Annotated in this window: 22 protein-coding genes, 1 tRNA gene and 1 pseudogene; 16 read left to right on the top strand and 8 right to left on the bottom strand. The window is 73.5% G+C overall.

Annotated elements, in window-relative coordinates; genetic code table 11:
* Nucleotides 1–133 precede the first annotated feature (133 nt).
* The 4 genes and pseudogenes from ACIRVF_RS16235 to ACIRVF_RS16220 all read left to right on the top strand — a co-directional run bounded on the left by ACIRVF_RS16235 (nt 134) and on the right by ACIRVF_RS16220 (nt 5,977).
* Nucleotides 134–2,356 (top strand): (Fe-S)-binding protein, encoded by a 2,223-nt coding sequence (locus ACIRVF_RS16235; RefSeq protein WP_402817282.1) that lies wholly within the window; start codon nt 134–136, stop codon nt 2,354–2,356.
* 293 nt (nt 2,357–2,649) lie between these two features.
* Nucleotides 2,650–3,714 (top strand): annotated as a pseudogene (locus ACIRVF_RS16230) (sugar phosphate nucleotidyltransferase); the annotation flags it as partial.
* Between the two features lie 368 nt (nt 3,715–4,082).
* Nucleotides 4,083–5,000, top strand: a complete 918-nt coding sequence (locus ACIRVF_RS16225; protein WP_402817280.1) for a Yip1 family protein — start codon at nt 4,083–4,085, stop codon at nt 4,998–5,000.
* Between the two features lie 86 nt (nt 5,001–5,086).
* Nucleotides 5,087–5,977 (top strand): metal-dependent hydrolase, encoded by an 891-nt coding sequence (locus ACIRVF_RS16220; RefSeq protein ID WP_402817278.1) that lies wholly within the window; start codon nt 5,087–5,089, stop codon nt 5,975–5,977.
* 131 nt (nt 5,978–6,108) lie between these two features.
* On the opposite strand, the gene dcd is transcribed toward ACIRVF_RS16220, so the two are convergent.
* Nucleotides 6,109–6,684: a dCTP deaminase gene (gene dcd, locus ACIRVF_RS16215; protein ID WP_363429632.1), complete on the bottom strand. Its 576-nt coding sequence runs from the start codon at nt 6,682–6,684 to the stop codon at nt 6,109–6,111.
* Nucleotides 6,685–6,756: 72 nt separating this feature from the next.
* The gene (locus ACIRVF_RS16210) at nt 6,757–6,978 is read right to left on the bottom strand and encodes a hypothetical protein (protein WP_188304334.1); all 222 of its coding nucleotides are present in this window, start codon (nt 6,976–6,978) and stop codon (nt 6,757–6,759) included.
* Between the two features lie 277 nt (nt 6,979–7,255).
* Between ACIRVF_RS16210 and ACIRVF_RS16205 the strand changes: the two genes are divergently transcribed.
* Nucleotides 7,256–7,329 (top strand) — tRNA-Gly (locus ACIRVF_RS16205).
* A 71-nt stretch (nt 7,330–7,400) separates the two neighbouring features.
* Here the strand turns inward: ACIRVF_RS16205 and ACIRVF_RS16200 are convergent.
* Entirely contained in the window at nt 7,401–8,183 is a 783-nt protein-coding gene (locus ACIRVF_RS16200) for an alpha/beta fold hydrolase (protein ID WP_402817276.1), read from the bottom strand.
* 344 nt (nt 8,184–8,527) lie between these two features.
* Between ACIRVF_RS16200 and ACIRVF_RS16195 the strand changes: the two genes are divergently transcribed.
* A complete protein-coding gene (locus tag ACIRVF_RS16195; protein ID WP_402817274.1) occupies nt 8,528–9,010 on the top strand; it encodes a hypothetical protein in 483 nt (160 codons plus the stop codon).
* Nucleotides 9,011–9,499: 489 nt separating this feature from the next.
* On the opposite strand, the gene ACIRVF_RS16190 is transcribed toward ACIRVF_RS16195, so the two are convergent.
* Both ACIRVF_RS16190 and ACIRVF_RS16185 read right to left on the bottom strand, forming a co-directional pair.
* Entirely contained in the window at nt 9,500–10,213 is a 714-nt protein-coding gene (locus tag ACIRVF_RS16190) for a response regulator (RefSeq protein ID WP_402817272.1), read from the bottom strand.
* Nucleotides 10,210–11,442, bottom strand: a complete 1,233-nt coding sequence (locus tag ACIRVF_RS16185) for a sensor histidine kinase (protein ID WP_402817270.1) — start codon at nt 11,440–11,442, stop codon at nt 10,210–10,212. Before ACIRVF_RS16185 ends, ACIRVF_RS16190 begins: the two co-directional genes overlap by 4 nt.
* Nucleotides 11,443–11,870: 428 nt before the next feature.
* Between ACIRVF_RS16185 and ACIRVF_RS16180 the strand changes: the two genes are divergently transcribed.
* The 7 genes from ACIRVF_RS16180 (at nt 11,871) to ACIRVF_RS16150 (ending at nt 18,876) form a co-directional block, all read left to right on the top strand.
* Nucleotides 11,871–12,431, top strand: coding sequence for a heme-binding protein (locus ACIRVF_RS16180; RefSeq protein ID WP_402817268.1), 561 nt, complete (start codon nt 11,871–11,873; stop codon nt 12,429–12,431).
* 280 nt (nt 12,432–12,711) lie between these two features.
* Nucleotides 12,712–13,134: a hypothetical protein gene (locus tag ACIRVF_RS16175; protein ID WP_402817266.1), complete on the top strand. Its 423-nt coding sequence runs from the start codon at nt 12,712–12,714 to the stop codon at nt 13,132–13,134.
* Between the two features lie 19 nt (nt 13,135–13,153).
* Complete coding sequence (locus ACIRVF_RS16170; protein WP_402817264.1) at nt 13,154–14,143, top strand: NAD(P)-dependent oxidoreductase; 990 nt, start codon at nt 13,154–13,156, stop codon at nt 14,141–14,143.
* A gap of 199 nt (nt 14,144–14,342) precedes the next feature.
* Nucleotides 14,343–14,921 carry a flavodoxin family protein gene (locus tag ACIRVF_RS16165; protein WP_402817262.1) on the top strand — a complete coding sequence of 193 codons (579 nt, stop codon included), beginning with the start codon at nt 14,343–14,345 and terminating at the stop codon, nt 14,919–14,921.
* A gap of 415 nt (nt 14,922–15,336) precedes the next feature.
* Nucleotides 15,337–16,512, top strand: a complete 1,176-nt coding sequence (locus ACIRVF_RS16160) for an LPXTG cell wall anchor domain-containing protein (RefSeq protein ID WP_402817260.1) — start codon at nt 15,337–15,339, stop codon at nt 16,510–16,512.
* Between the two features lie 194 nt (nt 16,513–16,706).
* On the top strand, nt 16,707–17,933 hold the full coding sequence (locus tag ACIRVF_RS16155) for a hypothetical protein (protein ID WP_402817258.1): 1,227 nt from the start codon (nt 16,707–16,709) through the stop codon (nt 17,931–17,933).
* A 166-nt stretch (nt 17,934–18,099) separates the two neighbouring features.
* On the top strand, nt 18,100–18,876 hold the full coding sequence (locus ACIRVF_RS16150; protein ID WP_402817256.1) for a MerR family transcriptional regulator: 777 nt from the start codon (nt 18,100–18,102) through the stop codon (nt 18,874–18,876).
* Between the two features lie 4 nt (nt 18,877–18,880).
* Here the strand turns inward: ACIRVF_RS16150 and ACIRVF_RS16145 are convergent, their stop codons facing one another.
* Nucleotides 18,881–19,996 carry a helix-turn-helix domain-containing protein gene (locus ACIRVF_RS16145; RefSeq protein ID WP_402817254.1) on the bottom strand — a complete coding sequence of 372 codons (1,116 nt, stop codon included), beginning with the start codon at nt 19,994–19,996 and terminating at the stop codon, nt 18,881–18,883.
* 353 nt (nt 19,997–20,349) lie between these two features.
* Here ACIRVF_RS16145 and ACIRVF_RS16140 point away from each other — a divergent pair, with 353 nt between their 5' ends.
* Together ACIRVF_RS16140 and ACIRVF_RS16135 are read left to right on the top strand one after the other, a co-directional pair.
* Entirely contained in the window at nt 20,350–20,964 is a 615-nt protein-coding gene (locus tag ACIRVF_RS16140; RefSeq protein ID WP_402817252.1) for an RNA polymerase sigma factor, read from the top strand.
* Nucleotides 20,961–22,370, top strand: a complete 1,410-nt coding sequence (locus ACIRVF_RS16135; protein WP_402817250.1) for a hypothetical protein — start codon at nt 20,961–20,963, stop codon at nt 22,368–22,370. The genes ACIRVF_RS16140 and ACIRVF_RS16135 overlap by 4 nt, the downstream gene beginning before the upstream one ends.
* A gap of 118 nt (nt 22,371–22,488) precedes the next feature.
* Here ACIRVF_RS16135 and ACIRVF_RS16130 read toward each other — a convergent pair whose 3' ends face one another.
* Both ACIRVF_RS16130 and ACIRVF_RS16125 read right to left on the bottom strand, forming a co-directional pair.
* Nucleotides 22,489–23,988, bottom strand: coding sequence for an aminopeptidase P family protein (locus ACIRVF_RS16130; RefSeq protein WP_402817248.1), 1,500 nt, complete (start codon nt 23,986–23,988; stop codon nt 22,489–22,491).
* Nucleotides 23,989–24,125: 137 nt separating this feature from the next.
* On the bottom strand, nt 24,126–25,565 hold the full coding sequence (locus ACIRVF_RS16125; protein WP_402817246.1) for a PP2C family protein-serine/threonine phosphatase: 1,440 nt from the start codon (nt 25,563–25,565) through the stop codon (nt 24,126–24,128).
* Between the two features lie 622 nt (nt 25,566–26,187).
* Between ACIRVF_RS16125 and ACIRVF_RS16120 the strand changes: the two genes are divergently transcribed.
* Nucleotides 26,188–26,832: a bifunctional DNA primase/polymerase gene (locus ACIRVF_RS16120; RefSeq protein ID WP_402817244.1), complete on the top strand. Its 645-nt coding sequence runs from the start codon at nt 26,188–26,190 to the stop codon at nt 26,830–26,832.
* Nucleotides 26,833–26,929 lie beyond the last annotated feature (97 nt).

Genomic DNA, 26,929 nt, shown 5'->3' with positions numbered 1-26,929 from the left:
CTTGGGAACCTTCTGGAGAACTGTTGCCCACCGGTAATGTCCGGGCCGTCGGCCCGGCAAGTTACCGACCAGTACAATCTCTTCGGAAAACCGCAGAGACTGCTCAACCGCAAGCCGCAGGAGACGGAGAGCGATGCAACTAGCAGCGATCGTCATCTCGCTGGTCACCTTCGTGATCGGCACCGCGCTCGCCCTCCGTGCGGCGTGGCACATCTTCAGGGTGGTGCTGGCCGGCGCGCCGGACTCCACCCGCTTCGGGAAGCCCGCCCAGCGCGCGGGGACCCTCGCGACCGAGTTCTTCGGGCACACCCGGATGAACCGCTGGGGGATCGTGGGCATCGCCCACTGGTTCGTCGCGGTCGGCTTCTTCAGCCTGGTGCTGACCATCGTCAACGCGATGGGCCAGCTCTTCGACGCCGAGTGGGAACTGCCGATCATCGGCAACTGGATGATCTGGCAGCTCTTCGTCGAGCTGGTCGGCACCCTGACCACCCTGGGCATCGTCACCCTGATGGTGATCCGCCTGATGAGCCTGCCGTCCCGGTCGGGCCGCAAGTCCCGGTTCGCCGGCTCGATCGCCTGGCAGGCCTTCTACGTCGAGTACACGATCCTCGGCATCGGCATCTGCATCCTGATGCTGCGCGCCCTGGAGGGCGCCCTGGCCGGCGTCGACTCGTACGGCCCCGAGCACCTGGTCTCGTACCCGATCACCTCCGCGCTGAGCGGCCTGTCGCACGGCACGCTGGAGAACCTGGTCTACCTGTTCGCGATGCTGAAGATCTGCATCTCGTTCGCGTGGGCGATCACCATCGGCCTCAACCCCTCGATGGGCGTGGCCTGGCACCGCTTCCTCGGCTTCTTCAACATCTACTTCAAGCGCGAGGAGGACGGCGGCACCGCCCTCGGCGCCCTCCGTCCGATGACCAGCAACGGTCAGCCGATCGACTTCGAGGACCCGGCCGACGACGCCGTCTTCGGCGTCTCCCAGGTCGAGCACTTCTCCTGGAAGGGCATCCTCGACTTCTCCACCTGCACCGAGTGCGGCCGCTGCCAGTCGCAGTGCCCCGCCTGGAACACCGGCAAGCCGCTCTCGCCCAAGCTGCTGATCATGAGCCTGCGCGAGCACGCCTACGGCAAGGCGCCGTACCTGCTGGCCGGCGGCGGCAAGGACATGGAGGGCACCGAGAAGGCCACCGCCGAGCAGCTCAAGGACGTCCCGGCGGCCGCGCTGGCCGAGGCCGAGCGCCCGCTGATCGGCACCGCCGAGGAGAACGGCGTCATCGACCCGGACGTGCTGTGGTCCTGCACCACCTGCGGCGCCTGCGTCGAGCAGTGCCCGGTGGACATCGAGCACGTCGACCACATCGTCGACATGCGCCGCTACCAGGTGATGATCGAGAGCAACTTCCCGACCGAGGCCGGGACGATGCTCAAGAACCTGGAGAACAAGGGCAACCCGTGGGGCATGGCCATTAAGGCCCGCCTCGACTGGGTCAAGGAGCTCAAGAAGGAGACCGGCATCGAGGTGCCGGTGATCGGCGAGGACATCGACCCCGCGGAGGTCGAGTACCTCTACTGGGTCGGCTGCGCCGGCGCCCTGGAGGACCGCGCCAAGAAGACCACCAAGGCCTTCGCCGAGCTGCTGCACACCGCGGGCGTCAAGTTCGCGATCCTCGGCAAGGAGGAGACCTGCACCGGTGACTCCCCGCGCCGCCTGGGCAACGAGTTCCTCTTCCAGATGCTCGGCGCGCAGAACGTCGAGACCCTGAACGCCGCGCTGGAGGACGCCCCGACCAAGCGGATCGTGGCCACCTGCCCGCACTGCTTCAACACCATCGCCAACGAGTACCCGCAGCTCGGCGGGCACTTCGAGGTGATCCACCACACCCAGCTGCTGCAGCACCTGATCGACGAGGGCAAGCTCGTCCCGGTCAACCCGGTCGAGGGACTGATCACCTACCACGACCCCTGCTACCTGGGCCGCCACAACAAGGTCTACAGCCCGCCGCGCGAGATCATGGACAAGGTCCCCGGTCTGCGCCAGCAGGAGATGCACCGCCACAAGGAGCGCGGCTTCTGCTGCGGCGCCGGCGGCGCCCGGATGTGGATGGAGGAGCGCATCGGCAAGCGGATCAACACCGAGCGCGTGGACGAGGCGCTGTCGCTCAACCCGGACATCGTCTCCACCGCCTGCCCGTTCTGCCTGGTGATGCTCTCCGACTCGGTCAACGGGAAGAAGAACGAGGGTGCGGCCAAGGAGCACCTGAAGGTGGTCGACGTGGCCCAGCTGCTGCTCGACTCGGTGAAGGCGACCCCGCCGACCGAGGCCGAGGAACCGGCCACGGTGGACGCGTAACGGCGTCCGCTGTTCGACAGTTCTGCTACAACTGCCCGGCCCGGTGGACGCCGTCAACGCGCCCTCCGGGCCGGGCCTTTCGGCGCCCCGGGCGACCGCCGGCGGTACGGCGGACGGACGGCGAGTGACGTCAATCGCACGACCGCCGGACGGGCATTCGGTCGGAAGGAAATACAGTAGGCGCCGGACCGGCGACGAGCCGGTCGACCCGTTCCGGACGGGAACGGACCACCGACGGAGGCACCGGCCCGCCGGGCCGGGCCGCAGAGAGCACAAGGGGAACAGCGCAGACCATGACCGAGGCGATCATGCTCGTCGGTGGTAAGGGCACGCGACTGCGTCCGCTGACCACCCACACCCCCAAGCCGATGCTGCCGGTGGCAGGCGTCCCGTTCATCGCGCACCAGCTGGCCCGCGCGGCCGCTGCCGGGGTCACCCGGGTGGTGCTGGCCACCTCCTACCTGGCCGAGGTGTTCGAGGACCACTTCCAGGACGGCACCCCGTACGGCATCGAGCTGGTGTACCTGACCGAGCGCGAGCCGCTGGGCACCGGCGGGGCCATCCGCAACGCCGCCTCCGGGCTGACCTGCGGACCGGACGAGCCGGTCCTGGTCTTCAACGGGGACATCCTCTCCGGCCTCGACATCGCCGCCCTGCGCGACGGCCACGTGGCCGCCGGGGCCGACGTCACCCTGCACCTCACCCGGGTCGAGGACCCGCGGGCCTTCGGCCTGGTCCCGACCGACGCGAACGGGCGGGTGCTGGAGTTCCTGGAGAAGCCGGAGACGCCGGAGCAGATCGTCACCGACCAGATCAACGCCGGCTGCTACGTCTTCACCCGGTCCGTCATCGACCGCATCCCGGCCGGCCGGGAGGTGTCCGTCGAGCGCGAGACCTTCCCCGAGCTGCTGGCCACCGGCGCGCTGCTGCGCGGCGTCGTCGACACGTCGTACTGGCTGGACCTCGGCACCCCGGCCGCGTTCGTCCGCGGCTCCGCCGACCTGGTGCTGGGCAAGGTCGACTCCCCGGCCGTTCCCGGCCCGACCGGCGACGCCCTGCTGCTGCCCGGCGCCACCGTCCACCCGGGCGCGGTGCTCAGCGGCGGCACCGTGGTGTCCGAGGACGCGGTGGTCGAGGCCGGCGCGATCGTCGAGGGCAGCGTCATCCTGCCCGGCGCGGTGATCGGCCCGGACACCCTGGTCAAGGACTCGATCGTGGGCGCCTTCGCCACCGTCGGCGACCGCTCCGCGCTGGTCGGCGCGGTGATCGGCGACGGCGCGATCGTGGAGTCGGACAACGAGCTGCCGAGCGGCATCCGGATCGCCTGCGGCACCCTGCTGCCGGTCGGCGCCGTGCGCACCACGGCCGGCCCGGGCGGCTGCCCGGCCGGCACCACGGCGGCCGCGGCGGTGCACGGGCCGTCGGTCACCGCCCAGCGCTAGCGGATCCCCCGGGGAGAGCTCCCTGCGGAGCTCTCCCCGGGGCTGCTCCGCAGGGCTGCTCCGCGGGCGCCGGGGCGGGTTTCGGACCCGTTCGTCTCAGGCTCGCTGCAAACCGGCCCCGGCTCCGTCCGGGGCCGACGCGCGTTGGGCCGGACGGGTACCTTCGGAGCGTGGCTGGTAATCGATACGACAGCGGTCAGGATGCCGACCGTCCGCACGGCGGATGGCCTGCTCCTCCTCCGCCGCCGGGGGCGCCCGGGGGGTACGGACGGACGGACGGGCCCGTGGACGGGCCGGAGTACTTCACGGCCGCGCACCCGACGGCGTCCGGCGGCGGGCCGGGTGGTCATGGCGGGCCGGGCGGTACGGTCGGCGACGGGTACGACCCGTACGGGGCCGACCGGCCCGGCAACACCCGGGCCTTCCCGCTCGGCGACCCGTACGAGCAGCAGCGCGACCCGTACCGACAGCAGCAGCCGTACCACGCCCCGCCGCCGGCGCCGGGCCACTACGACGACGGCGGCTACGGGCAGCAGCCGCCGTACGGGCAGCAGCCCCCGCCGGCCTACGCCGGCGGCCAGGACCAGCACCCGCCGTACGGCCAGGACAACGTCACCGTCTACCGCGCCGGCGGCCGGTCCGCCCCGCACGTCAGCGGGCCCCGGCCGCAGTGGCGCGAGCTGCTCGTCGGCATCTTCCGCACCCCGACCGCGATCTTCGACCGCACTCGGGACCACCAGGTCTGGCTGCCCGCCCTCACCGTCTCGCTGCTGTACGGCGTGCTCGCGGTGCTCGGCATCGGGCTGACCCACGACGACATCGTCAACTCGACCTTCTCGGTCGCGCTGACCGGCCTGTTCGCCGCGGCCCTCGGCTTCACCGTGGCCGGGGCGGTCTTCGGCGCGGTCACCTACGCGCTGGCCCGCCAGCTGGGCGGCGCCGGCCCGTGGAAGTCGACGATCGGCCTGGCCGCGCTGATCGGCTGGCTGACCGACGCCCCCCGGCTGCTGCTCGACCTGGTGCTGCCCTCCGGCAGCGCGGTGGTCCAGGCCGTCGGCTGGGCCACCTGGATGCTCTGCGCGTACCTGCTGACCGCCATGGTCCGGCGGGTGCACGACCTGCCGTGGGGCAAGGCGGCGGGTGCCGCGGCCGTGCAGCTGGTCGCGCTGCTGGTGTTGATCAAGCTGCCGACGCTGGGCTGAGGGGCGAAGGGCACAATGGTGGGCGGGTCCGGCCGGTAGGCGCGGGGCCCGTCCGCCCTCGTCCGGTCCCAGCCACGGAGTGCTCCATGACCCTCCCCACCACCCACGTCAGCTTCCCGGCCGGGGCGGTGACCGGCGAGTCCCCCGTACTGGCGGTGCACCCGCTGGCCGACGGCCGGTACGCGGTGGTGACCGAGGCCACGCCGTTCCACCCGCTCGACCACACCTGGCCCGACCAGCCGGCCGACCACGGCACCCTCACGGTCGACGGCACCGAACTGGCCGTGGTGGACTGCCTCACCGGCGCGGTCGGCCCGGACGGCGGCGCCCCGCTGGCCGGCGCCGAGATCCCGGTCAAGCGCGGCGACGAGGAGTGGTCCTGGCTGGTCCTGCACGTGCTGGCCGCCGACCCCGGCGACCTCACCGGCCGCACCGCCGTCCTCGCCGTCGACGCCGAGCGCCGGGCCGCCCTGAGCGCCTCGCACAGCGGCTGCCACCTGCTCGCCCTCGCCCTCAACGCCGCGCTCGCCCCGCGCTGGCGCAAGGACCCGGGCCGCTCGGACGCCTTCGGCAACCCCGACTTCGACAGCCTCGCGATGGCCTCCTCGGTGATGGACACCCAGGCCAGCACCGACACCTACCGGCTCGGCAAGTCGCTGAAGAAGAAGGGCTTCACCGTCGACGCCACCGAGGACCTCCCCGCCCTGGCCGACGCCCTGCCCGCTCTCACCGAGGCCGTCAACGCGCAGCTCGCCGCCTGGGTCGCGGCCGACGCCCCGGTCCGGATCGACGTCCCCGGCCCCGAGCTCACCGCCCGCCGCCAGTGGCACTGCGAGCTGCCCGAGGGCGGCGCGCAGATCTTCTGCGGCGGCACCCACCTGCACCACCTCGGCGAACTCGCCGAGCTGCGCACCGAGCTTCGGCTGTCCGAGGACGGCGCCGAGCTGGTCGCGGTCACCAGCCCGAAGCGGGCCTGACCGGCGCCGCGGGTCCGAGCGGCGCCGCAGGGCCGAGAAACGCCGCGGGCGGCCACCCCCTCCTCCGAGGGGGTGGCCGCCCGCCGTGCGTGCACTCCGTCGTGCTGCGGTCAGAGCCGTTCCTGCCGCGGTCAGACCTCGCTGCGGTGGAAGTTCAGGTACGAGCGGGACGGCGTCGGGCCGCGCTGGCCCTGGTAGCGCGAGCCGTAGCGCTCGGAGCCGTACGGGTGCTCCGACGGCGAGGAGAGCCGGAACAGGCACAGCTGCCCGATCTTCATCCCCGGGTACAGCTTGATCGGCAGGGTCGCGACGTTCGACAGTTCCAGCGTCACGTGGCCGCTGAAGCCGGGGTCGATGAAGCCCGCCGTGGAGTGGGTGAGCAGGCCCAGCCGGCCCAGGCTCGACTTGCCCTCCAGCCGGGAGGCCACGTCCTCGGGCAGCGTGATGACCTCGTACGTCGAGGCCAGCACGAACTCACCGGGGTGCAGGATGAACGCCTCGTCGCCGTCCGGCTCGACCAGCCGGGTCAGGTCCGGCTGCTCCTCGGAGGGGTCGATGTGCGGGTACTTGTGGTTCTCGAACACGCGGAAGAAGCGGTCGAGGCGCACGTCGATGCTCGACGGCTGGATCATCGCCGGGTCGAACGGGTCGACGACGACCCGGCCCAGGTCGATTTCGGTCCGGATGTCCTTGTCAGAGAGCAGCACGCTTCGAGGTTACGTGCACGACGGGGCCCCGGACGAATCCGTCCGGGGCCCCGGGTGTCCTTCCGCCGGCCGTCAGGCCAGGAACTCAGCGGCCTCCAACCGCATCGCCTGCGCCAGTTGGGCCGTGGACAGCTCCCGCACGTCGGCCAGCACCGAGCTCCGGAGCCGTCCGCACTGCGGACAGCGGATCAACCGCCCGGGGCCGAGCCGGCCCGGACCGAGGTTCTGCATCGGGAACGTGGTGGTGCTGAACAGGTGCCCCTCGGCACAACGAACGACGGCGCGCTGCTCCATCGATCCCCTTCCCATCCCTAACCCAGTACTCACCCGTACTCATCGCGCCCCGGCCACCAGGCTCCGGGACAGCGTCACATTAGGGGATGTTCCGGACATTCCACACCGTGGCTCGCCGCCCCGACCCACGCCCACCGGAGCACTCACACGCGGCCCAAACAGTACGCCCCCCGCATTCCCCCGTCCGGCTCCGCCACGGCCCCGGACCAGCCGTGCAACCACAGCGGCGGATGGGGTACAGTGGCACTGGATCGAGCGGTCTCTGACGGCTCATCAGGCGGGCGTAGTTTAATGGTAGAACATGAGCTTCCCAAGCTTAGAGCGCGAGTTCGATTCTCGTCGCCCGCTCCACTACCGAAAGCCGCAGGTCATATGACCTGCGGCTTTCTTGTTTCGGGCCGGAGGCCGGGTGTCGGGGCGGTTCAGGTGGTGGAGAGGAAGTCGCGGACGGTCTTGACGAAGGCGGCGGGCTCTTCGGCGGGGGCGATGTGGCCGGTGTCGAACTCGGTGTAGGTGCTGGTGGGGAGCGCGGCGTGGAGGCGCCGGGTGTTCTCGACGGGGACGGTGGCGTCCTGGGTGCAGCCGATCACCAGGGTGGGGGCCTGGACGCGGGGGAGGAGCGGGGTGAGGTCCAGGGTGAGGTCGAGGGCGATGTGGCGCAGGGTGCCGGCGGTCGGCTGCATGTAGGAGGTGTTGGCCTCGACGGCCGCGCGGCCGATGCGGTTGAGGAAGCCGCGGCTGAAGGCGGTGAGGGTGGCGTAGCGGCCGAAGGCGGTGGGGTCGCCGGCGAGGGCGAGCCAGGTGGCCATGGAGAGCCGCAGGTACTCGTCCTGTTCGGCGCTGATCCAGCCGGCCGTGGCGATCAGGCGGCGGACCTGGTCGGGGCGCAGGGCGGCGGCCGCGGTGGCGACGACGGCGCCGAGGGAGAAGCCGAGGATGTCGACCGGGCCGCGGCCGGCGTCGTCGATCACGGCGGTGACCTGTTCGGCGAGGGTTTCCAGGGTGAGCGGGGAGCCGTCGTCCTCGGCGGCCTCGCTGCCGGAGAGGTCGGGCAGCAGCACGGTGTAGCGGTCGGTGAAGGAGTCCAGCATGGCGTCCCACATGCCGGAGCCGGGGCCGGTGCCGTGGACCAGGACGAGGGTGCCGGGGCCGTCGCCGACGACGCGGTAGGGGATGCGGGCGGTGCCGACGGTGATGGTGGGCATGGTGGGTTCCTCCGGGGTGGCTTCGGGTGGGGCCTGCAGCAGCCCGTAGGGGCGTGCAGGGCCTCGGTGGCCGGGGGCCTTGGCGGCTCCGTAAGTAAACTACACGGTGCAGATCAGCGACTCAACTGCACCGTGCAGTGCAATTCCGAGGGTGGGGAAGACGGAACTGTCCGTGCCCGCCTACCGTCCAAGGAGTGACGGAATGCCTGCCCGGGTTGAACGCCGGGAGGAGTACGGAGGGCCCTGTGCAGTCAGGTGGTGCCGAACTGAACCTCGGATGCCCGGACGGCTTCCGCAGCGGCGCGTCGGCCGCGCCGGAATGGTGGCCGGTACTGGCTCCGGATGTGACGGCCGATCAACTCGACGCCGCGGAGCACTGCGAGACGCTGCTCCGGGACACCTTGGACGCCGTCCGGCCGGCGCCGGTGTGGCGGGAGACGGTGCCGCGGGCGGGGGTTCGGCTCTCCGCGCCGGGGCGGCGGGGGCCGGAGGTGCTCTGGTACGTCACCCGGGGGCGGGATCTGCTCACCGTCGTGTCACCGGGCCGGCGGCCGGAGTTGGCGGCGATGGTGGAGCGGCAGTGGCGGCGGCGGGGATGGACGATCACCTCGCTGAACGCCGGACGGGACCGGCCGGGGGTTGCGGCCACCACCCGGGACGGCTCCCAACTGGTGCTGTGCTTCGGTGAGTTCGGCGAGGTTCGGCTGACCGCGAGCCTGCTCGGGGTGGCCTGCTCGGAGCGGGTGCCCGCGTTGCCGGGGGCCGGTGAACCCGACCCGGCGCCGCTGCCCCATCTGCACTGCTCGTACTGGAGCGCACGGGTGTGACCGCGCGGCGGGAACCGGGGGAGGCGTGGAGCGAGTCCCCCCGGACCCGCTCCACGCCGCCTCGTCGCGCGGCTTCGGCGCTGCCGCTCCCCCCGACACCCCGGCAACCCCGCCGTCCCCCCGGCATCACCCTCCGGCGAGAGCGTCCGCACAGACCCCGGCGAGCCCCCACCTCCGGGGGCGTCGTTGATCTCACGCTAACAAACCGCGTGGTTGGTTTGTCAATAGTGGGATCCACGAAAAATCCACAATCGTGGTGGTCCGGTCGGGCCGGTGTGGTGGGCGTCCCACCAGGCAGTTGGGGGTTCATCAGGGCGGTACCGGGGTCGTGCGCGGTCATGCCGCACACCCGGGGCGCGAGGGATCACGCGGCCTGGAATCCGACATTCCATGCATCATGTCACCACGGAGTGACACCCCGCGAGTGCCCAGCGCAGTGATCGGTGCGGACGACGGGTCGGGCGGGGCCCTCCCAGGGGCGCCGCCCGCTCAGCGCAGCAGCCGGCGCTCCTTGGCCACCGCCACCGCGCCCGTCCGGGTGTCCACGCCCAACTTGTCGTAGATCCGCCCGAGATGGGTCTTCACCGTCGCCTCGCTGATGAACAGGGCCCGGGCGATCTCCCGGTTGCCCAGCCCCTGCGCCAGCTGTTCGAGGATGTCCTGCTCGCGTTCGGTGAGCTGCGGCGCGGGCGCCCGCATCTGCGCCATGACCCGGGAGGCGACCGGTGGCGAGAGCACCGTCCGGCCCTGCGCGGCCGCGTGCACGGCGGCGAACAGCTCCTCCGGGCGCTCGGCCTTCAGCAGGTAGCCGGTGGCGCCCGCGGCGATGGCCCGGGTGATGTCGGCGTCGGTGTCGTACGTGGTGAGCACCAGGACGTGCGGTCCGCCGGGAGCGGCGGTGATCCGCCGGGTGGCCTCCACACCGTCGATGCCGTCGCCGAGTTGGAGGTCCATCAGCACGACCTGCGGCGCCAGTTCGGCGGCCAGCGCGACGGCCTCCTCACCGGTGCTCGCCTCGCCGACCACCTCGATGTCGCCCGCGCTGGCGAGCAGGGCCAGCAGGCCGGCCCGTACCACCGCGTGGTCGTCGCAGACCAGCAGCCGGACGGCCGACGGGCCCGGCGCCGCACCGGACGCGCCGTCCGACGCCGTAGCGGACGAGCCGCCCGGTGCGGGGTTCGGGGTGTTGCGCGCTGGGTTCATCGCTGCTCCAGGGGGATCGCGGCGGACACGACGGTGCCCTCGCCGGGGGTGCTCTCCACCGTCAGCGTGCCACCCAGCTGCCGCAGTCGGGCGCGCATGGCCGGCAGCCCGTACCCGCGCGCGCTGCCGGTGGCGCGCGGCTCCCCGGCGACGGGGTCGAAGCCCTGCCCGTCGTCGGCGATGTCCAGCACGGCCTGGTCGCCCAGGAAGGAGAGCGTGATCGCGGCCGCCGAAGCCCCGGCGTGCTCCCGGACGTTGGCCAGCGCCCCCTGGGCGATCCGCAGCAGCGCGGACTGGACGGCCGTCGGCAGCGGGACGGGCGCGCCGTCCAGGTGGAACCGGACCGGCAGCCCGCTCTCGGTGGACTCCCGTTCGGCCAGCGCCCGCAGCGCCCGGTCGAGGGTGCCGCCGTCGGCGAGTTCGGCCGGGGCGAGGTCGTGGACGAAGCGACGGGCCTCGGCCAGGTTGCGGGCGGCGACCTCGGCGGCGGTGCGGACGTGGGCGCGGGCGGTCGCCGGGTCGGCGTCCCAGGTGCGGTCGGCGGCCTGCAGCAGCATCTGCTGGCTGGACAGGCCCTGCGCCAGGGTGTCGTGGATCTCCATCGCCAGCCGCTCGCGCTCGGCGAGCGTGCCCTCGCGCCGTTCCGTGGCGGCCAGTTCGCGGCGGGTGCGGACCAGGTCGGCGATCAGCGCGCGCTGCCGGGCGGCCTGCCGGGCCATGAACAGGAACACCCCGGTGGCCAGTGCGGCCACCGCGGGCGGCAGCAGTACGAGCGTGGCGTCCGCGGTTCCGGGCAGCCGGATCTCGGCGATCACCACCAGCAGCGTCAGGGCCGCGACCAGCGGGATCGCCGCCTTCGCGGGCAGCGCCCGCAGCCCGGTGTAGATCAGCGGGACGGCGCACCAGGCGAAGCTCGGCGCGAGCAGCACCAGCACCACCCAGAGCGCGACCACCAGCGCGACCGGCCACCGGCGCGGTCGGTCCGGCGCGGCCGGGCGGCGGTGTTCGAGCCAGGATGCGGCCGGCTGGGCGACGGCCAGGGCGGTGCTCAGCCCGATCACCCAGGGGATCCAGGGGCTGTCGGCGTGGTGGGTGAGGTAGCGGCTGAGCGCGGCGGCGAGCAGCAGCAGGAAGGCGGAGTCCAGGAGCAGCGCCAGCCGGCCGGCGTCCGGGTCCCCGGCGTCGCGACCGCCGAGGGGCGGGCCGGCGGACGGGCTGGTCTGCTGCACGGGTGGCTCCTGGCGCTACGGGCTCCGGACCGCGCCCGGTCGACGGGGACGGCGGATCGGCGCTCGCCGCACGGACCTGCGCTCGCAGGCGGCCGACCTGCGCCGATCCCTCGATGGTGACCCGTCCGGCCCGGTCCCGCATCAGCCGATCGGTTGACGGGGCCGTCCGCCATCGTGCCCGGACGGTCGCGCCGGACCGTCGATGCCGCGAGCCAGGCTCCGGCCGGAGGATCGGGGCAAGAGCCGGGCGGTCCCCCGCCGCCCGGCCCCGAACCCCACTGCGGATCTCTGCGGATCTCTGCGAACCGGACCTCTGCGGCCCTCCGAGGAGCCACGGCCTCCCGGCGGCCCGCAGACCCCGTGGACCCCCGGCGGACCCGCAGTCCCCAGAGCCCGTAGACCCCGTGATCCCGTTGAGGAGCTGGACCATGAAGAAGACCTCCGTGCGCACCCGGATGCTGACCGGCACCGCCGCCGTCACCGCGCTCGCCGCCGCCGGCGTGGGCGCCGTCTCGGCCAGCGCCGAGACCACCGACACCCCGGCCGCGCCGGCCGCCGTCAAGGTCGACACCCAGAACAAGAACCTCGCCCAGAGCACCGGCCTGAACATCGACGCCGCCACCCGCGCCGCCCAGGCCGCCCTGGACGCGGCGAACAAGGCCGGCCAGCACGTCTCCGTCGCCGTGGTCGACCGGGACGGCGTCACCCGGGTCCTGCTCAAGGGCGACGGCGCGGGCCCGCAGGCCACCGAGTCGGCCGAGCGCAAGGCCTTCACCGCGGTCTCCTGGAACGCCCCGACCTCGGAGCTGGCCAAGCGGCTGGCCCAGGCCCCGAACCTGAAGGACATCCCGGGCACGCTGTTCCTGGCCGGCGGCGCCCCGGTGCAGTCCAAGGGCGCCCCGGTCGCGGGCATCGGTGTCGCGGGGGCGCCCAGCGGCGACCTGGACGAGCAGTTCGCGCAGGCCGGCGTCGCCGCGCTGGGCAAGTGACCGCTACGGCGTGACCGAGACGGCGTGACCGCGGCGGGAGTGTGAGCACGACGGAATGAGCGCCGCGGAGTGACCGCCCCGGAGTGGCCCTCCCCGGCCGGTCGGCCCGCCCCCTGAGGCGACCGGCCGGGCGCACGGCTCCCGGATCCGCAGCCGTTCTCCCGCCCGCCACCCCACCTTGTCCTCGTTCGGGTGAACAAGGGAAGGGTCGTCGCAGAACAGGCGGTGACCCTTTGAAAAGCCGGTGTCGTTGTCAGTGCCGCGTGGCAGGCTTCCCGGTATGACGGCGTGGACCCTCAACGACATCGAACGTGCGATCCGCTCCTCCTGGGGTGTCGACACCTGTGCGCCCGAGGACCTTGCCCGCTGGCGTCCCGACAATCCCGCCCGCGGCCAGTGCGGGGTGACGGCCATGGTGGTGCACGACCTGCTCGGCGGCGAGCTGATGATGGGCGAGGTGCACGTCGACGGGGTCCGGACGGACCTCCACTGGTGGAACCGCTTCGCCACCGGCTTCGAGATCGACCTCACCCGCGAGCAGTTCGGCCCGGACGAGCTGGTCGGCCCGGGCCGCCCGGTCGCCCGCCCGGCCCGCCCCGGCAGGCTCCAGGCCCAGTACGAGCTGCTGCGCCACCGCGTGGTCACCGAACTGGAGCGCGGAGCCGCCGCCAACCGGATCCGCCGTCCCGCCCGGGTCGCCTGACGCCCGTCCGGTCCCGGCCGTGGCGCAGAACGGGTGCCGGCCACCCCGGCCCCGAGCATTCCCTGACGTACAGTCGGCCCGGACGGACCACCGTACGGGTGGCGGCGACGACGGGAGTGCGCGGATGAGCGGGGCGACGGTCGGTTTCGTGGGCCTGGGCGCGATGGGGCGGGGCATGGCCGGCAGCCTGCTGCGGGCCGGCCACGCCGTACGGGTCTGGAACCGCTCGCCCGAGCCGGGGGCCGCGCTGGTGGCCCAGGGGGCCGAGGCGGCCGGTTCGCTCACCGAGGTGTTCGCCGCCGACACGGTGGTCTCCATGCTGGCCAACGACCAGGCGGTCGAAGGGCTGTTGCTCGACCCCGGGCTGCTGGCGGGCGCGAGGGCGACCCTGCACGTCAACATGGCCACCGTCTCGCTGTCGCTGGCCGAACGCGCCGAGGAGCTGCACGCCGAGCACGGCGTTGGATACGTCGCCGCGCCCGTCCTCGGCCGGCCCCCGGTCGCGGAGGCGGGGAAGCTCAACATCCTGGCCGCGGGCGCGCCCGACCTGCTGGACCGGGCCGAGCCGTTGTTCGCCGCGATGGGCGACCGCACCTGGCGCTTCGGTGACGAGCCCCGGCAGGCCAACACCGCCAAGATCAGCGCCAACTTCCTGCTGGCCTGCGCGATCGAGTCGATGGCCGAGGCGTGCAGCCTGGCCGAGGCGCACGGCGTGCGGCCCACCGATCTGGTGGAGATGCTCACCGGCACGCTCTTCCCCGGGCCGGTCTACTCCGGCTACGGCTCGATGGTGGCCGAACGCCGGTACGAGCCGGCCGGGTTCCGGCTGCCGCTCGGTCTCAAGGACGTCGGCCTGGCGCTGGAGGCCGGGGCCGCGCGCCACGTTCCGCTGCCGTTCGGCGGCATCCTGCGGGACGCCTTCCTGGACGCGCTGGCGCACGGCGACGGGGAGAAGGACTGGGCCGCCGTCGCCGAGGTCGCCCGTCGCCGGGCCGGACTGCCGGACTGAGCGCCACCCCGCGAGTCCCGTAAGCCCGGTCGGCGCTGACTGCCCCGCCCGCCTTGCGTACCCGAAGCACCGGGCGGGCACCGGGCGGGCACCGGGCGGTCCGGCGCACGGGGGCCGGATGGGGGCGCGGGCGCGGAATACCCGGCGCGCGGTGGGTGCTCGCACCTCTGTCCGCAACACCAGACCGGGGGGAGTACCGATGACCGCCCAGCCGTCCGGCGCCGAGGCGCCGCGCCGTTTCCTGTTCCTCGACGCCAGCTCGCGCGCCGGTGGCAACTCCGAACAACTCGCCCGGCTGGCAGCCGAGTCGAGCCTGCCCGAGGGCGCGGAGCAGCACTGGCTTCGGCTCGCCGACCACCCGCTGCCGCCCTTCCAGGACCTGCGGCACACCGGTGACGGCAGCTACCCGGAGCCGGTCGGCCACGAGCGGACCCTGCTGGAGGCCACCCTGGAGGCCACCGACCTGGTCTTCGTCGCGCCGGTGTACTGGTACACGCTGCCGACCACCGCCAAGCTCTACCTCGACTACTGGTCGGCCTGGTTCCGGGTGCCCGGGGTGGACTTCCGCGCCGGGATGAACGGCGGCACGCTGTGGGTCGTCACCGCCCTGGCCGGCACCGAGGACAAGGCCGAACCCATGATCGGCACGCTCAAGCTGACCGCCGAGTACATGGGGATGCGCTGGGGCGGCGCGCTGATCGGCAACGGCACCCGCCCGGGGGACGTCCTGCGCGACGAGCGGGCGCTGATCGCGGCCAAGTCGTTCTTCTCCGGCTGACCTGCTGACCCGGCTGACCCGGCTGACCCGGCACCGGTTCGGGTCGACGCCGGTTCGGGTCGACGCGGTGGCTCCGGATCGACGCCGTGGCCCCGTGGCCCCGGGTCGGCACCGCGCCGCCCCGGGGCCGCAGACGTATTCACGCCACCGAGCACCGTGCGGTACCGTCCTTTCCGGCGTGTACCCGTCACTCTGCGGTCATCTTTTCGCAAAGCGCAAAGGCCTTACCGTGTGACTTAGTTGGGCGATTCGGGCGCCCCGCCCCCGGGAGTTCGTCACAGCGGGGCACCTGCCTTCCGGAGTGGCTGGATCGTTCGGTAATCTCCGTCGGACTTTCAGCTTCGCGGGGGGTTCGCGGCGTCTGCGGCCGCCCCCTCGCGCCCGGGCCTCGCCCGGACACTTCCGTGAGGTCTCCTTGTCCATACGTCGCAGTCTTGCCCTGGCCGGCGTCGCCGCGCTCGCGTCCTCGCTGGTGCTCACCGGCGCGCAGGGCGCCATGGCCGTCGGTTCCCCCGGCACCCCGTCCCCCGGCACCCCGTCGGCCGCCGCCCCGTCGGCCGCCGCCCCGTCCGCCGCCACCCAGGCGAAGCACCAGAGCCTCGCCCTCTCGGTCCACGGCGTCCCGGACACCTTCGTCGCCGGCGGCCCGGCCCGCGTCTTCTCCTACCGGATCCAGAACCCGGCCGAGAACGACTTCGTCGCCTTCCCGCTGCTGAAGTTCAAGAACAAGGCCGGCACGCTCAAGGCGAAGGACCTCAAGGTCGAGTACCAGCTCCCGGCCGGCCTGCCCGGCGGCGGCACCTGGCGAACCGGCTCGATCGCGCCCGGTGGCGGTGACGGCGACGACGGCGCGGTGCTGATCCTGCTCGGTGGCGTGACCGACGGCGGCCCCGCCGACGACGCCCTGCTCTACCTCGCCCCGGGCAAGCGGATCGACATCGACGTCCGGGTCTCGTTCACCAAGGACACCCCGCTGGGCAAGGCCGGCGTCGTGCCGGTGGTCTTCTCGGCCAACGCCGACGACGAGTCCGACAACGGCCACTTCAGCTGCGACGGGATCAAGGGCGCCGGCTTCACCATCAAGGCCGGTGGCGGCGGTGGCAAGCCCACCCCGACCCCCACCCCGACCAAGACCGGCAAGCCGAGCCCGACCGCCACCGCGACGCCCACGACCACCTCGACGCCCACGGCCACCGCGACGGCGACCCCCACCACCACGCCGACCACCCCGGCGCCGACCACCCCGGCGCCGACCACCTCGGCCACCGGTACCGCCTCGCCGTCCGCCTCCCCGACCGACTCCGGTTCCGGCTCCGGCGAGACCACCACCCCGGCCCCGTCCGGCGGCAGCACCGATGCCCAGCAGCCGATCGACTTCCCGGTGGACGTCCCGAAGGTCACCCCGCCGAAGATCACCCCGGCTGTCGTCACCAAGGCCAAGACGGCCGCCACCGACGCGGACAAGAGCCTGGCCACCACCGGTGGCGGCGATGACACCACCGCGATCGCGGCCGCCGGCGGCGCCGTGCTGGTCGCCGGTGTCGGCACCCTCGTGGTGCTGCGCCGCCGCAAGGCGGGCCGGCAGAGCTGACCCGTAACTGACGGTCCCGGGCCGGCAGGGCCGACCCGGGACCGCCGGAGCGGGGAGCTCGCCCGAGTACCCCCCTGCCGCCCGGCCGTTCACGCGGCTGTTCTCGCGGACGACGTCCGGGCGGCACGGGCGGTACTCCTCCGTCACATAGGATGTCCGGCCGGAGGGGGGCGGAACGGCGGGGAGAGGGACAGGTGCGGGGAGAACGCACGACACGGGCCACCACCGACTACGAATCCGCGACCGGTCGGATCGCGGGGCTGCCGCTCCGCAGACACCACGTGCTGCTGACGGCGTGGACGGTGCTCTGGTTCTTCCTGGTCGAGCCCAGCGGCGGCTTCTCCTGGCACTACCTGCGCCAAGGCGAGCAGCTGCTCTTCAGCGGCCAGCCCGACGGCGGCCTCTCGCTCTACGCCCACCACCCCGAGCTGCAGATCGGCCCGGTCAGCCTGGCCGCCGCCCGGCTCACCGCCCCGTTCTCGCCGCACGTCGGCCAGCTGGTCGCCGAGGCGGCGAGCGCCGGGCTCGGCCTGGTGATGCTGGTCCTGGTCGGCCGGACCGCGGCCCTGTACTACCTCGGCACCGGCACCAACCACCGCCGGCTCCAGCAGCGCCTGCTGGTCGCCGGGCTGGCGTTCATCCCGATGTGGGTCGAGGTCTCGGTCCGCTTCGCGCACCTGGACGACGTCCTCGCGCTGTTCTTCACCACCCTCGCCGCCCACGCGCTGGCCCGCGACAAGCCCGTCCAGGTCGCGGTCTTCCTGGCCCTGGCGGTCGATTCCAAGCCCTGGGCGATCGCCTTCGCCCCGCTGATCCTGGCCCTGCCCCGGCCCGCCTGGCTGCGCACCGCGCTCTGGTTCTGCCTCCTGGTCGCGATCGCCTGGCTGCCGTTCTACCTGGGAAACCTGGACACCATGGCGGCCGCCAAGTTCACCATTCCGAACCAGCCCGCCTCCGCGCTGCGCTGGTTCGGGGTCACCGACCCGGCCACGCCCTGGTGGGACCGCCCGACCCAGTTCGGGCTCGGGATCGGCCTCGGCTGCGTCGCGGTCCGGCGCGGCCGCTGGCCGGCCGTGGTGCTGCTCGGCGCGGACGCCCGGATCCTGCTCGACCCGAGCGTCTACACGTACTACACGGCCTCCATCCTGCTCGGCACCCTGCTCTGGGACGCGGTCGGGCAGAAGCGCCTGGTGCCGTGGTGGAGCTGGATCGCGCTGGTGGCGCTGTACGGCGGCACGCTGTTCCTCCCGTCCGACCCGGCCCGCGGCTTCGTCCGGCTCGCCTTCGTGGTGGTCTCCGCCGCGTACGTGCTGCTCTGGCCCACCCAGCAGACCCGCCGACCGCGGCCACCGGCCGGGGGCGGCGGGGACGGACGCCGCCGGGCGGCCCGACGGCGCGAGCGGGAGCTGGTCGACGCCTGAGCCCGCCCCTGGGAGCCGCTCGACGCCCGATCCCGCCCCGGGAGCCGCTCGACGCCCGATCCCGCCAAGGGACTGCCCGGCGCATCGCCCGCGGGCGCCGCGGCTTGACCCTCACGCGACGTGAGAGCGCAGGGTGGTGGTCACCACCAGGGAGGAGAGTTTCCGGATGAGCGAGGACCAGGGCCACTCGGTCGGCGCCGTGGCGAAGATCGCCAAGGTGACCGTCCGCACCCTCCACCACTACGACGAGATCGGGCTGCTGTCCCCCGCGGGCCGCACCCGGGCCGGCTACCGCCGCTACGTGGACGCCGACCTCGACCGGCTGCAGCAGATCCTGTTCTACCGCGAGCTCGGATTCCCCCTGGAGGAGATCGCGGCGATCCTGGACGACGACTCGGTCAGCCCGAGCGAGCACCTCCGGCGGCAGCACCGACTGCTGACCGACCGGATCCGGCACCTCCAGGACCTCGCCACAGCCGTCGAACACGCCATGGAGGCACGCAGGATGGGCATTCAGCTGACCCCGGAGGAGAAGTTCGAGATCTTCGGCGAGGGCTACCAGGAGGACTGGGAGCAGGAGGCCGAACAGCGCTGGGGCGACACCGCGGCCTGGGCCGAGTCCCAGCGCCGCACCGGCGGCTACACCAAGGCCGACTGGCAGCGCATCCAGACCGAGATGACCGAGCTCAACACCCGACTGGCCGAGGCGGTCACGGCCGGCGAGCCCGCCGACGGCACCGTGGCCATGGACCTCGCCGAGGCGCACCGGCAGCACATCTGCCGGAACTTCTACGACTGCACCTTCACCATCCACCGCGGACTGGCCTGCCTGTACGTCTCGGACCCGCGCTGGACCAGCACCTACGAGGAGCTCGCCCCCGGCCTGGCGCAGTGGCTGCACGACGCCATCGTGGCCAACGCCGACCGGCGCGAGCAGGCGTAGCGCGTCACGCCACCCCGCGCCCGAAGGAGCGCCGGTAGGCGGTCGGCGAGGTGCGCATCACCCGGCCGAAGTGGTGGCGGAAGGTCGCGGCGCTCTCGAAGCCGACCGCCGCGGCGATCTCCTCCACCGACCCCTCCGGCGACTCCAGCAGCGCCAGACTGGCCGCGATGCGCTGGGTGATCACCCAGCGCATCGGGCTGGTGCCGTTGCGGGCGGTGAAGTGCCGCAGGTACGAGCGGTCCGACATCCGGGCGGCCCGGGCCAGCGCCGAGACGGTCAGCGGGTCGGACAGGTGGTCCAGCGCCCACTGCATGCTGCGGGCGATCCCGTCCTCGTCCTCCTCGACCGGGCGGACCGCCGCCTCGATGAACTGGGCCTGCCCGCCGTCCCGGTGCGGTGCCACCACGAAGCGGCGGGCCACGCTGTTGGCCACCTTGGCGCCGTGGTCCCGCCGGACCAGGTGCAGGCACAGGTCGATGCCGGCCGCGCTGCCCGCGCTGGTCAGCACGTCGCCGTTGTCCACGTACAGCACGTCCGGGTTGACCCGCACCCGGGGGTGGCGCTGCTGGAGCAGTTCGGCGTACCGCCAGTGGGTGGTCGCCTCCCGGCCGTCCAGCAGTCCGGCGGCGGCCAGTGCGAAGGCGCCCGAGCAGATCGAGACGATCCGGGCGCCGCGCTCGTGCGCCGTCCGCAGTGCCTGGACCAGGCCCGGGGAGACCTCACCGCTGAAGGCGTTGCGCACCCCGGGGATGACGACGGTGTCGGCCGCCGCGAGGTCGTCCAGGCCGTGCCGGGCGGTCAGCGCGAAGCCGCCCACCGCGTCCAGCGCCGTCCCCGGCCGGTCGGCGCACACCTTCAGGCCGTACCAGGGCGCCGCCAGCAGGCCGCCCAGCTCGGGCCGCGCCAGTCCGAACACCTCGACCACCACGCCGAGTTCGAACGGTGCCATGCCCTCGAAGGCGTACACCGCGACGTCGTGCACGGGCTCCGGGCGCCGGCCGATGGTGACGGCCACCGCACGGGAGGAGACGGCCCCGCCCCCGGCGTTCGGCTCGGCCGTCCGCTCGGTGGTCGGCCCGGCGGTAAACCCTGCGATCTGCTCGGCGTTCGGCTCGGCCATGCGGAACCCCCTGCTCACGGGTGGCGGAATCCCGGTGAGTGTAGCCGTTGCCGCCACCCCGGACGTTCCTTCGAATCCCCCTGCAACCTCAGCCCGTCCCACACGTCCATCAATACGGGGGCGGAGGGAACCGGGCCGGAGGCGGCTGGGAGGATCTCCGCGATCAGGACCTTGATCAGTGCCTGACGGTGACGGCGAGCCGGCCGCCACCGTCCCGGGGGAAAGCGGAACCGTACATGTCCATGGCCATCGAGCCGTTCGCCGCGCCACGGCGGGGCCGCGGCATCTCCGTCCGCGGAGTTCGCGGAGTGCGCGGAGTGCGCGGACCCCGTGCAGTCCGCGGGTTCAGGGGAGTGGTCGTCGCCCTGTTCGGTGCGCAGGAGGCCCGTGAGCCGGCCCACCCGGTCACCACCGACCAGCAGGCGGTCCAGCGCCGCTCCGGCTTCCGGTTGCTGCGCGGCGGCCGCAGGCCGGCGGAGGACCGGCCCACCCTGACCGACCTGTACCACGCCCACCGGCTGGGCCTGGTCCGGATGGCCGTCCTGCTGGTCGACCACCATGACCTGGCCGAGGACGTCGTGCAGGAGGCCTTCACCCAGCTCTACCAGCGCCACGGCGAGCACCTCGACGACCTCGACAACGCGCTCGGGTACCTGCGGACCTCGGTGGTCAACGGCGCCCGCTCGATGCTCCGCCGTCGTAGGACCGCGCGGGAGTACGTGCCCCCGCACGAGGCCGACGCCCCCTCCGCCGAGGACCACGCGGTGCTCAACGACGAGCACCGCCGGGTGCTCGTCGCCCTGCAGGAGTTGACCCCCCGCCAGCGCGAGGTGCTGGTGCTGCGCTACTGGTCCGACATGTCGGAGGCGCAGATAGCCGAGACCCTGGGCCTGTCCCGGGGTGCCGTGAAGTCCACCGCCAGTCGCGCCCTGGACGCCTTGGAAAAGCACCTGGAGAAGGTTCGATGACCGACAAGCTCCTCCGCCCGGGTGGCGGTGACGACGACGGATCGGCCGGGACCCCGACGGAACGGCTGCTCCGCGAGGCGATGAACGCCCGGACGTCCCTGATCACCGCCCACGACCTGCGTCCGGCCGCTCCCCCGAGGACCAGGGTGCGGCGGCTGCGCCCGGTGTACGCGGTCACCGTGCCGCTGCTCGGGCTCGCCGCCGCCGCGGCGATCGGCGTGGTCAGCCTGCACGGCAGTCCGGTCGCCAAGCAGGACGTCCCCCCGCCCCCGGCCGCCGGCCTCTCGGCCTCGCCCGGTCCGACGCCCACCCCCACCCCGAGCAGCAGCGCCACCCCGACCGGCGACACACAGGCCGACCGCCCGCTGGCCGACGTCACCCCGACGTCGAGCCGGTCGGCCACCGGCGCCCCGACCGGTCCGGCCACGCCGTACACCTTCCGCGGCGTCAAGCTGAAGGTGCCGGCCGGCTGGCGGGTCGCGCCCGCCGATCCGGCGGACCCCCACCTGTGCGTGCTGAGCCCGGGGGCCCCGGAGGGCGCCTCCGCGCAGAACTGCCGGCCGTACGGGGTGGACCTGGCGGTCTTCGGCACCGAGTCGACGAGCTGGCCGTCGGCCGCCGACCTCGACGCGCAGAGCGGCTGGGGACACCAGCCCGACTGTCCGGTCTGGGGCGATCCCCATCCGCCCGCCGCGGGGGAGTCCGTCAGCAGTACGGGCCCGACGAAGAGCACGCCCACCGTCTCCGGCCGTCCCGCGCTCAAGTCGCAGTGGCAGGTCACCTGCGGCCAGTCGTCCTTCACCGCGCAGATCTGGGCCCTGCCCAGGGACCAGGTGTTCGTCTCGGCGGTCGGCCTCAAGGACGACTACCAGGCCGGGCTGCAGTCGATCGTCAACAGCCTCGACGTGAGCGGCCGCAACCAGGCTCCGCCGACGACGGCGGCGCCCGGTCCGAGCGACGTCGCGGTCAGCATCGACGGCCTCCCCTCCGGCCAGCAGCTGCGGGTGGGGAGCGCGGTCGTCACCTTCTCGGTGACGTTCCGGAACGACGGCCAGAGCGCCTCCGGCCAGCTGGAGCCCCTGGTCTTCACGGACCGCTACGCGGGCACGCCGACCGTGCCCGACCAGCAGCTGCCCAACGACGGCAAGCTGGAGCTGCAGACCGACAGCGGCTGGATCCCGAAGCCGATGTCCCCGGCCGGCGACACCTCCTACGCGACGGCGCGGGACTCGGAGCTGTTCTCGCTGGCCCCGGGGCAGAGCAGGAAGCTGACCTACCGGCTGACGATGGGGCCCAGGAGCGGGCCCGGCGACATGCCGTTGCGGGCGCAGGCCGTGCTCCCGTACCACGGCGGCGACCTCACCGTGGTCGCCCGCCAGGACATCACGGTCAAGCTCGTCTGGTAGCGAGCCGGGGCCCGGCCCCCGTCACCGGGAGCCGGGCCCTGCGGCGTTCGGCCGGCGCTCGACCGGCGGCTCGACCGGCGGCTCGGTCAGCGCCCGGTCAGCGCTCGGTCCGGCGGTCTCAGGCGAGCGAGGCCATCCACGCCTCGACGTCCTCGGAGCGGCGCGGCAGCCCCGCCGAGAGGTTCTCGTTGCCGTCCGCGGTGACCAGGATGTCGTCCTCGATCCGGACGCCGATGCCGCGGTACTCCTCCGGCACGGTCAGGTCGTCCTGCTGGAAGTACAGGCCGGGCTCGACGGTCAGCACCATGCCGGGCACCAGCAGGGCGTCGACGTGCTCCTCGCGACGGGAGTGGGCGCAGTCGTGGACGTCCAGGCCGAGCATGTGGCCGGTGCCGTGGAGGGTCCAGCGGCGCTGCAGGCCGAGCTCCAGGACCTTCTCGATGTCGTACACCGAGGCGTCCAGCAGGCCCCAGGCGAGCAGCCGCTCGGCGAGGACGCGCTGCGAGGCCTCGTGGAAGTCGCGGAAGCGGGCACCCGGCTTGACCGCGGCGATGCCGGCCTCCTGGGCGTCGTACACCGCGTCGTAGATCCTGCGCTGCAGCTCGGTGAAGGAGCCGTTGATCGGCAGGGTGCGGGTGACGTCGGCGGTGTAGAGGGTGTGGGTCTCCACGCCCGCGTCCAGCAGCAGCAGCTCGCCGGGGCGCACGTCGCCGTCGTTGCGCACCCAGTGCAGGGTGGTGGCGTGCGGGCCGGCGGCGGCGATGGTGCCGTAGCCGACGTCGTTGCCCTCGACCCGGGCGCGGCGCCAGAAGGTGCCCTCGATCCAGCGCTCCGAGGTGGCGACGGCCTGGCCGAGCTCGCGGACCACGTCGGTGAAGCCGTTGACGGTGGCGTCGCAGGCGGCGCGCAGCTCGCCGATCTCCCACTCGTCCTTGACCAGCCGCAGGCCGCTCAGGAACTCCTTGAACTCGGCGTCCTTGTCGGCGTCCAGCACCTCGGCGAGCGCGGCCTCCAGGCCGGCGTCGTAGCCGCGGACGATCCGGGTCGGCACGGCGGAGTCCTTGGCACGCTCGGCCAGCTCCTCGGCGGCCTTGCGGACGTCGCGGGCCGGCAGGCCGAGCAGCTGCTCCTGCTCGCTCAGGCTGTGCCGGCGGCCGACCCACAGCTCGCCGTAGCCGTCGAGCCAGAACTCGCCGTTCTCGCGGTCGGAGCGGGGCAGCAGGTAGAGCGTGAACTCGTGGCCGGCCTCGCCGGTCGGCTCGCCGACCAGCACCGCGTCCTCGGTCCGGTCACCGGTGAGGTGCACGTACTCGCTGGCGGCGCGGAAGTTGTAGTCGGTGTCGTTGGAACGCACCCGCAGGTTGCCCGCCGGGACGACCAGGCGCACGCCGGGGTAGGCGGCGGACAGCTTGGCGCGGCGCTCGGCCGCGTAACCGGCCTGGGCGATCGGGGCGAGGCCGTGCAGCTCGGTGTCGGCCCAGCCGGACTTCATCGAGGCGGACAGCTCGTCCGAGATCTCGCCGTAGAGGCCGTTCTTGCGGCCCTTGAACTGCGGCGGCTCCTCGCCGCCCTCGGCCTCGGGGTTCTCGGCCACCGCGGGGGTCCGGTCCTCGGTCACGTGCAACGCCTCCTTGGGGGTGGTACCGCCGCCCTCGGGGGAGGTGTCGGGTCTCGACACGCGCGGGCGGCCGTGCGTCCCATGGTACGGACGCCCGGCCGCTCACCGATCCGGGGTTCGTGCGCCTGCTCGAATGCCTACTCGAAGCGTGCGGCCAGCAGCATCAGGTCGTCGGTGGCCGGGGCGGCGTCCGGGTCCGGGCAGACGGCCAGCAGGTGGGCGCAGAGCCGGTCCGGGTCGATCCGCACGTCGCGCGGGGCGTCGGCGGCGGCCCGGCGCAGGTTGGCCTGTCCGGCGTGCAGGGTCGGGCCGCAGCGGCGGGCCAGGCCCTCGGTGTAGAGCAGCAGGGTGTCGCCGCGCTCGGCGATGAACTCCACCCCCGGGGCCTCCCAGCAGGCCAGCATGCCGAGCGGCGCGGAGAGCGAGGTCTCCACGAACTCGGCGCCGTGCCGGCCGACCAGGACCGGCGGGCAGTGCCCGGCCCCGGCCAGGGTGATCCGGCGCTCCTCGGGTTCGACCCAGGCGTAGACGGCGGTGGCGGTGCGGCTGGGCTCGGTGGTCTTGAGGAGCAGTTCCAGGTCGCCGAGGACGGAGACCGGGTCCTCGCCCTCCAGCACCGCGTACGCCCGCAGCGCGGCCCGGACCCGGCCCATCGCGGCGGCGGCGCCGGGGGCGGAGCCCGGTCCGGCACCGGGGCCGTCGCCGGAGACCGAGCCGACGGTGAGGCCGACGGTGCCGTCCGGCAATGGGATGGCGTCGTACCAGTCGCTGCCGCTGGAGCGGTCCAGGCCGGCCGGGACGATCCGGGCGGCCAGCCGCAGTCCGGCGGCCTGGGGGAGGTGGTCCGGCAGCAGGCCGCGGCGCAGTGCCTCGGTGGTGCGCCGGATGCGCTCGGACTCCAGCTGCTTGGCGAGCAGCGGCGCGGCGATCTCGCAGTAGTGGCGGGCCAGTTCGCGTCGGCACCGGGCGGGCTCGGCGGGCCGGTCGTAGAACCAGACGGCGGCGGCGAGCGGGCCGTCCTCGACGGTGGCGAGCGGCAGGCCGACGGCTCCGCCGAGGCCGAGGTGGACGGCGAGTTCGCGCAGCCGGCCGCCGACGGCGGGATCCTCGGCGAGGTCGGGGGAGTGCAGTTCCTCGGGCCGGTCGTGCTCGCTCAGCAGCCGGGTCAGCATGCTCTGCTCGGCCGGGACGGTCTCCAGGGCGCCGAGGCTGGCCCGGTCGAGGCCGAGGCCGACGGGCTGGCCGGGGCCGCCGCCGGGCATCAGGGTGACCAGGACGCCGCGGCCGGCGCCGAGCAGGGCGGCGCCGGAGGCGAGGACGGCGTCCAGGGTGGCGTCGAGGCCGCGGGCGCGGGCCAGGCGCTCGGTGTGCTCGTGCAGGCTGGTGATATCGGACAGGCGTCCGGCCAAACGGTCCTGCAGCGTGGCGGACGGTGCCGCGGGGCCCTCGTCCACGTCGTCGGCGGGGCCGGGCAGCTCGGGAGGGTCGAGGACGGTGAGGCCGCCTGCGCAGCCGGGTCCGCCCGGTTCGGCGGTCGTCGGCGACGGGTGGGACGCCGGCGGGTGGGAGTTGGTCATGCCGCCACTCCTGACGCGGTGGTACGTGCCATGCGGAACCCCCAGATACGGCCGATGTGGAGCGATCACGGCCAAAGGGCGTGTTTCGCCTCGATTCGCTACTACTCGTCATTGATCGACAGCAATGCCACCACTTCTACACAGGCCATTCGGGGCATGTCCAGATCCGGGCCGACGCGGTGGCCGGTTCGTCGTCTGCTCGACCCGGTCGGACGGCGTGCACGGTTCGCGCGCGCGCCGGTCGTGCCCGCAGGCATGGAGCGAGCCGGGAGCGGGCAGAACGGTGGGGACGGACCGGGCGGCCGTCCGGATCGTATGTCCGTGCCGCCCGCGCTCCCGGGCCGGCCGGAAGTCTCTCACTCGTACGGTGGAACCAAGCGCGCCCGGGCGGCGTCCATCCGGTCGCGTACGGGATTCTCGTTCCAAGGGCTGTTCCAGTGCGCGGCCCTTCTCATGTCGTGCTCCACACCGTGCTCCACGTCGTAGCCGCGCCGTCCGCCGTGCCGCCCGCCCCCGCTCCGCGCCTTCCCGGGGCCGTGCCGCCGCCGGCCCGCGCGGCGGGTTCCGACGGACGTCGGTGGGGGCGGAGCGAACCGAGCGGTCAGGGAAAGGAACGAGCGCCATGCGTGAGAACCCGAAGAGCCCGAAGAGCCGGTCGCAGGAGTCGTCCGCCCGGCTGGCCGCGGCCCTGACGGCCGCCGTCGAACACCGCTGGCCGGTGGTGCCGGGCACCGTGCTGTGCGGCGGCCGCTGCTCCTGCGGCGACCCGGACTGTCCGGCGCCCGGCGCCCACCCGCACGACCCCTCGCTGCTGGCCGCCACCACGGACGCCCGGATGGTGCGCTGGTGGTGGGAGCGGCAGAGCCCGGACGCGCCGGTGCTGGCCGCGACCGGCTCCGCGGTGTCGGCGGTCAGCCTGCCCGCGGCGGCCGGTGCCCGGGCGCTGGTCTACCTGGGGGCGCTGCGGCTGCCGCTCGGGCCGGTGCTCGCGATGCCGGGCCGCTACGCGCTGCTGGTGGCCCCGTACTCGCTCGACGCGTTGGGCGAGATGCTCGCCCAACTCCCTTGGGTACCGGGATCGTTGCGCTACCACGGGCCGGGCGGCTTCCTGCCGCTGCCGCCCGGCGGCGGGGCCGGGAGGGTGCGCTGGGTGCTGGCGCCGCGCCCGGCCGCGGGCGGCGGGGTCTACTTGCCGCAGGTCGGGCCGCTGCTGGGGGAGTTGGTGGAGGCGACGGTCCGGCTGGACAGCGGCCGCTCGGCGTACTGACGGACCGCCGGGCCGTACCGGACTCCGGGCCCGGCGGTGCGGGGCGTTCCGGAAAAACAAAAGATCCGGCCGCTGGCGACGGGGGATGCACCAGCGG

This window comes from Kitasatospora sp. NPDC101157, from assembly GCF_044768255.1.
Lineage (GTDB): Bacteria > Actinomycetota > Actinomycetes > Streptomycetales > Streptomycetaceae > Kitasatospora.
This window is presented reverse-complemented; position numbering and strand designations above follow the sequence as displayed.

Bases quoted from the DNA above. Each gene is read 5' to 3' on its own strand.
- ACIRVF_RS16235 (WP_402817282.1), top strand. From the start codon at position 134: ATGCAACTAGCAGCGATCGTCATCTCGCTGGTCACCTTCGTGATCGGC.
- ACIRVF_RS16220 (WP_402817278.1), top strand. From the start codon at position 5,087: ATGACCCTCCCCACCACCCACGTCAGCTTCCCGGCCGGGGCGGTGACC.
- ACIRVF_RS16210 (WP_188304334.1), bottom strand. From the start codon at position 6,978: ATGGAGCAGCGCGCCGTCGTTCGTTGTGCCGAGGGGCACCTGTTCAGC.
- ACIRVF_RS16200 (WP_402817276.1), bottom strand. From the start codon at position 8,183: ATGCCCACCATCACCGTCGGCACCGCCCGCATCCCCTACCGCGTCGTC.
- ACIRVF_RS16190 (WP_402817272.1), bottom strand. From the start codon at position 10,213: ATGAACCCAGCGCGCAACACCCCGAACCCCGCACCGGGCGGCTCGTCC.
- ACIRVF_RS16180 (WP_402817268.1), top strand. From the start codon at position 11,871: ATGAAGAAGACCTCCGTGCGCACCCGGATGCTGACCGGCACCGCCGCC.
- ACIRVF_RS16175 (WP_402817266.1), top strand. From the start codon at position 12,712: ATGACGGCGTGGACCCTCAACGACATCGAACGTGCGATCCGCTCCTCC.
- ACIRVF_RS16165 (WP_402817262.1), top strand. From the start codon at position 14,343: ATGACCGCCCAGCCGTCCGGCGCCGAGGCGCCGCGCCGTTTCCTGTTC.
- ACIRVF_RS16150 (WP_402817256.1), top strand. From the start codon at position 18,100: ATGAGCGAGGACCAGGGCCACTCGGTCGGCGCCGTGGCGAAGATCGCC.
- ACIRVF_RS16145 (WP_402817254.1), bottom strand. From the start codon at position 19,996: ATGGCCGAGCCGAACGCCGAGCAGATCGCAGGGTTTACCGCCGGGCCG.
- ACIRVF_RS16135 (WP_402817250.1), top strand. From the start codon at position 20,961: ATGACCGACAAGCTCCTCCGCCCGGGTGGCGGTGACGACGACGGATCG.
- ACIRVF_RS16125 (WP_402817246.1), bottom strand. From the start codon at position 25,565: ATGACCAACTCCCACCCGCCGGCGTCCCACCCGTCGCCGACGACCGCC.
- ACIRVF_RS16120 (WP_402817244.1), top strand. From the start codon at position 26,188: ATGCGTGAGAACCCGAAGAGCCCGAAGAGCCGGTCGCAGGAGTCGTCC.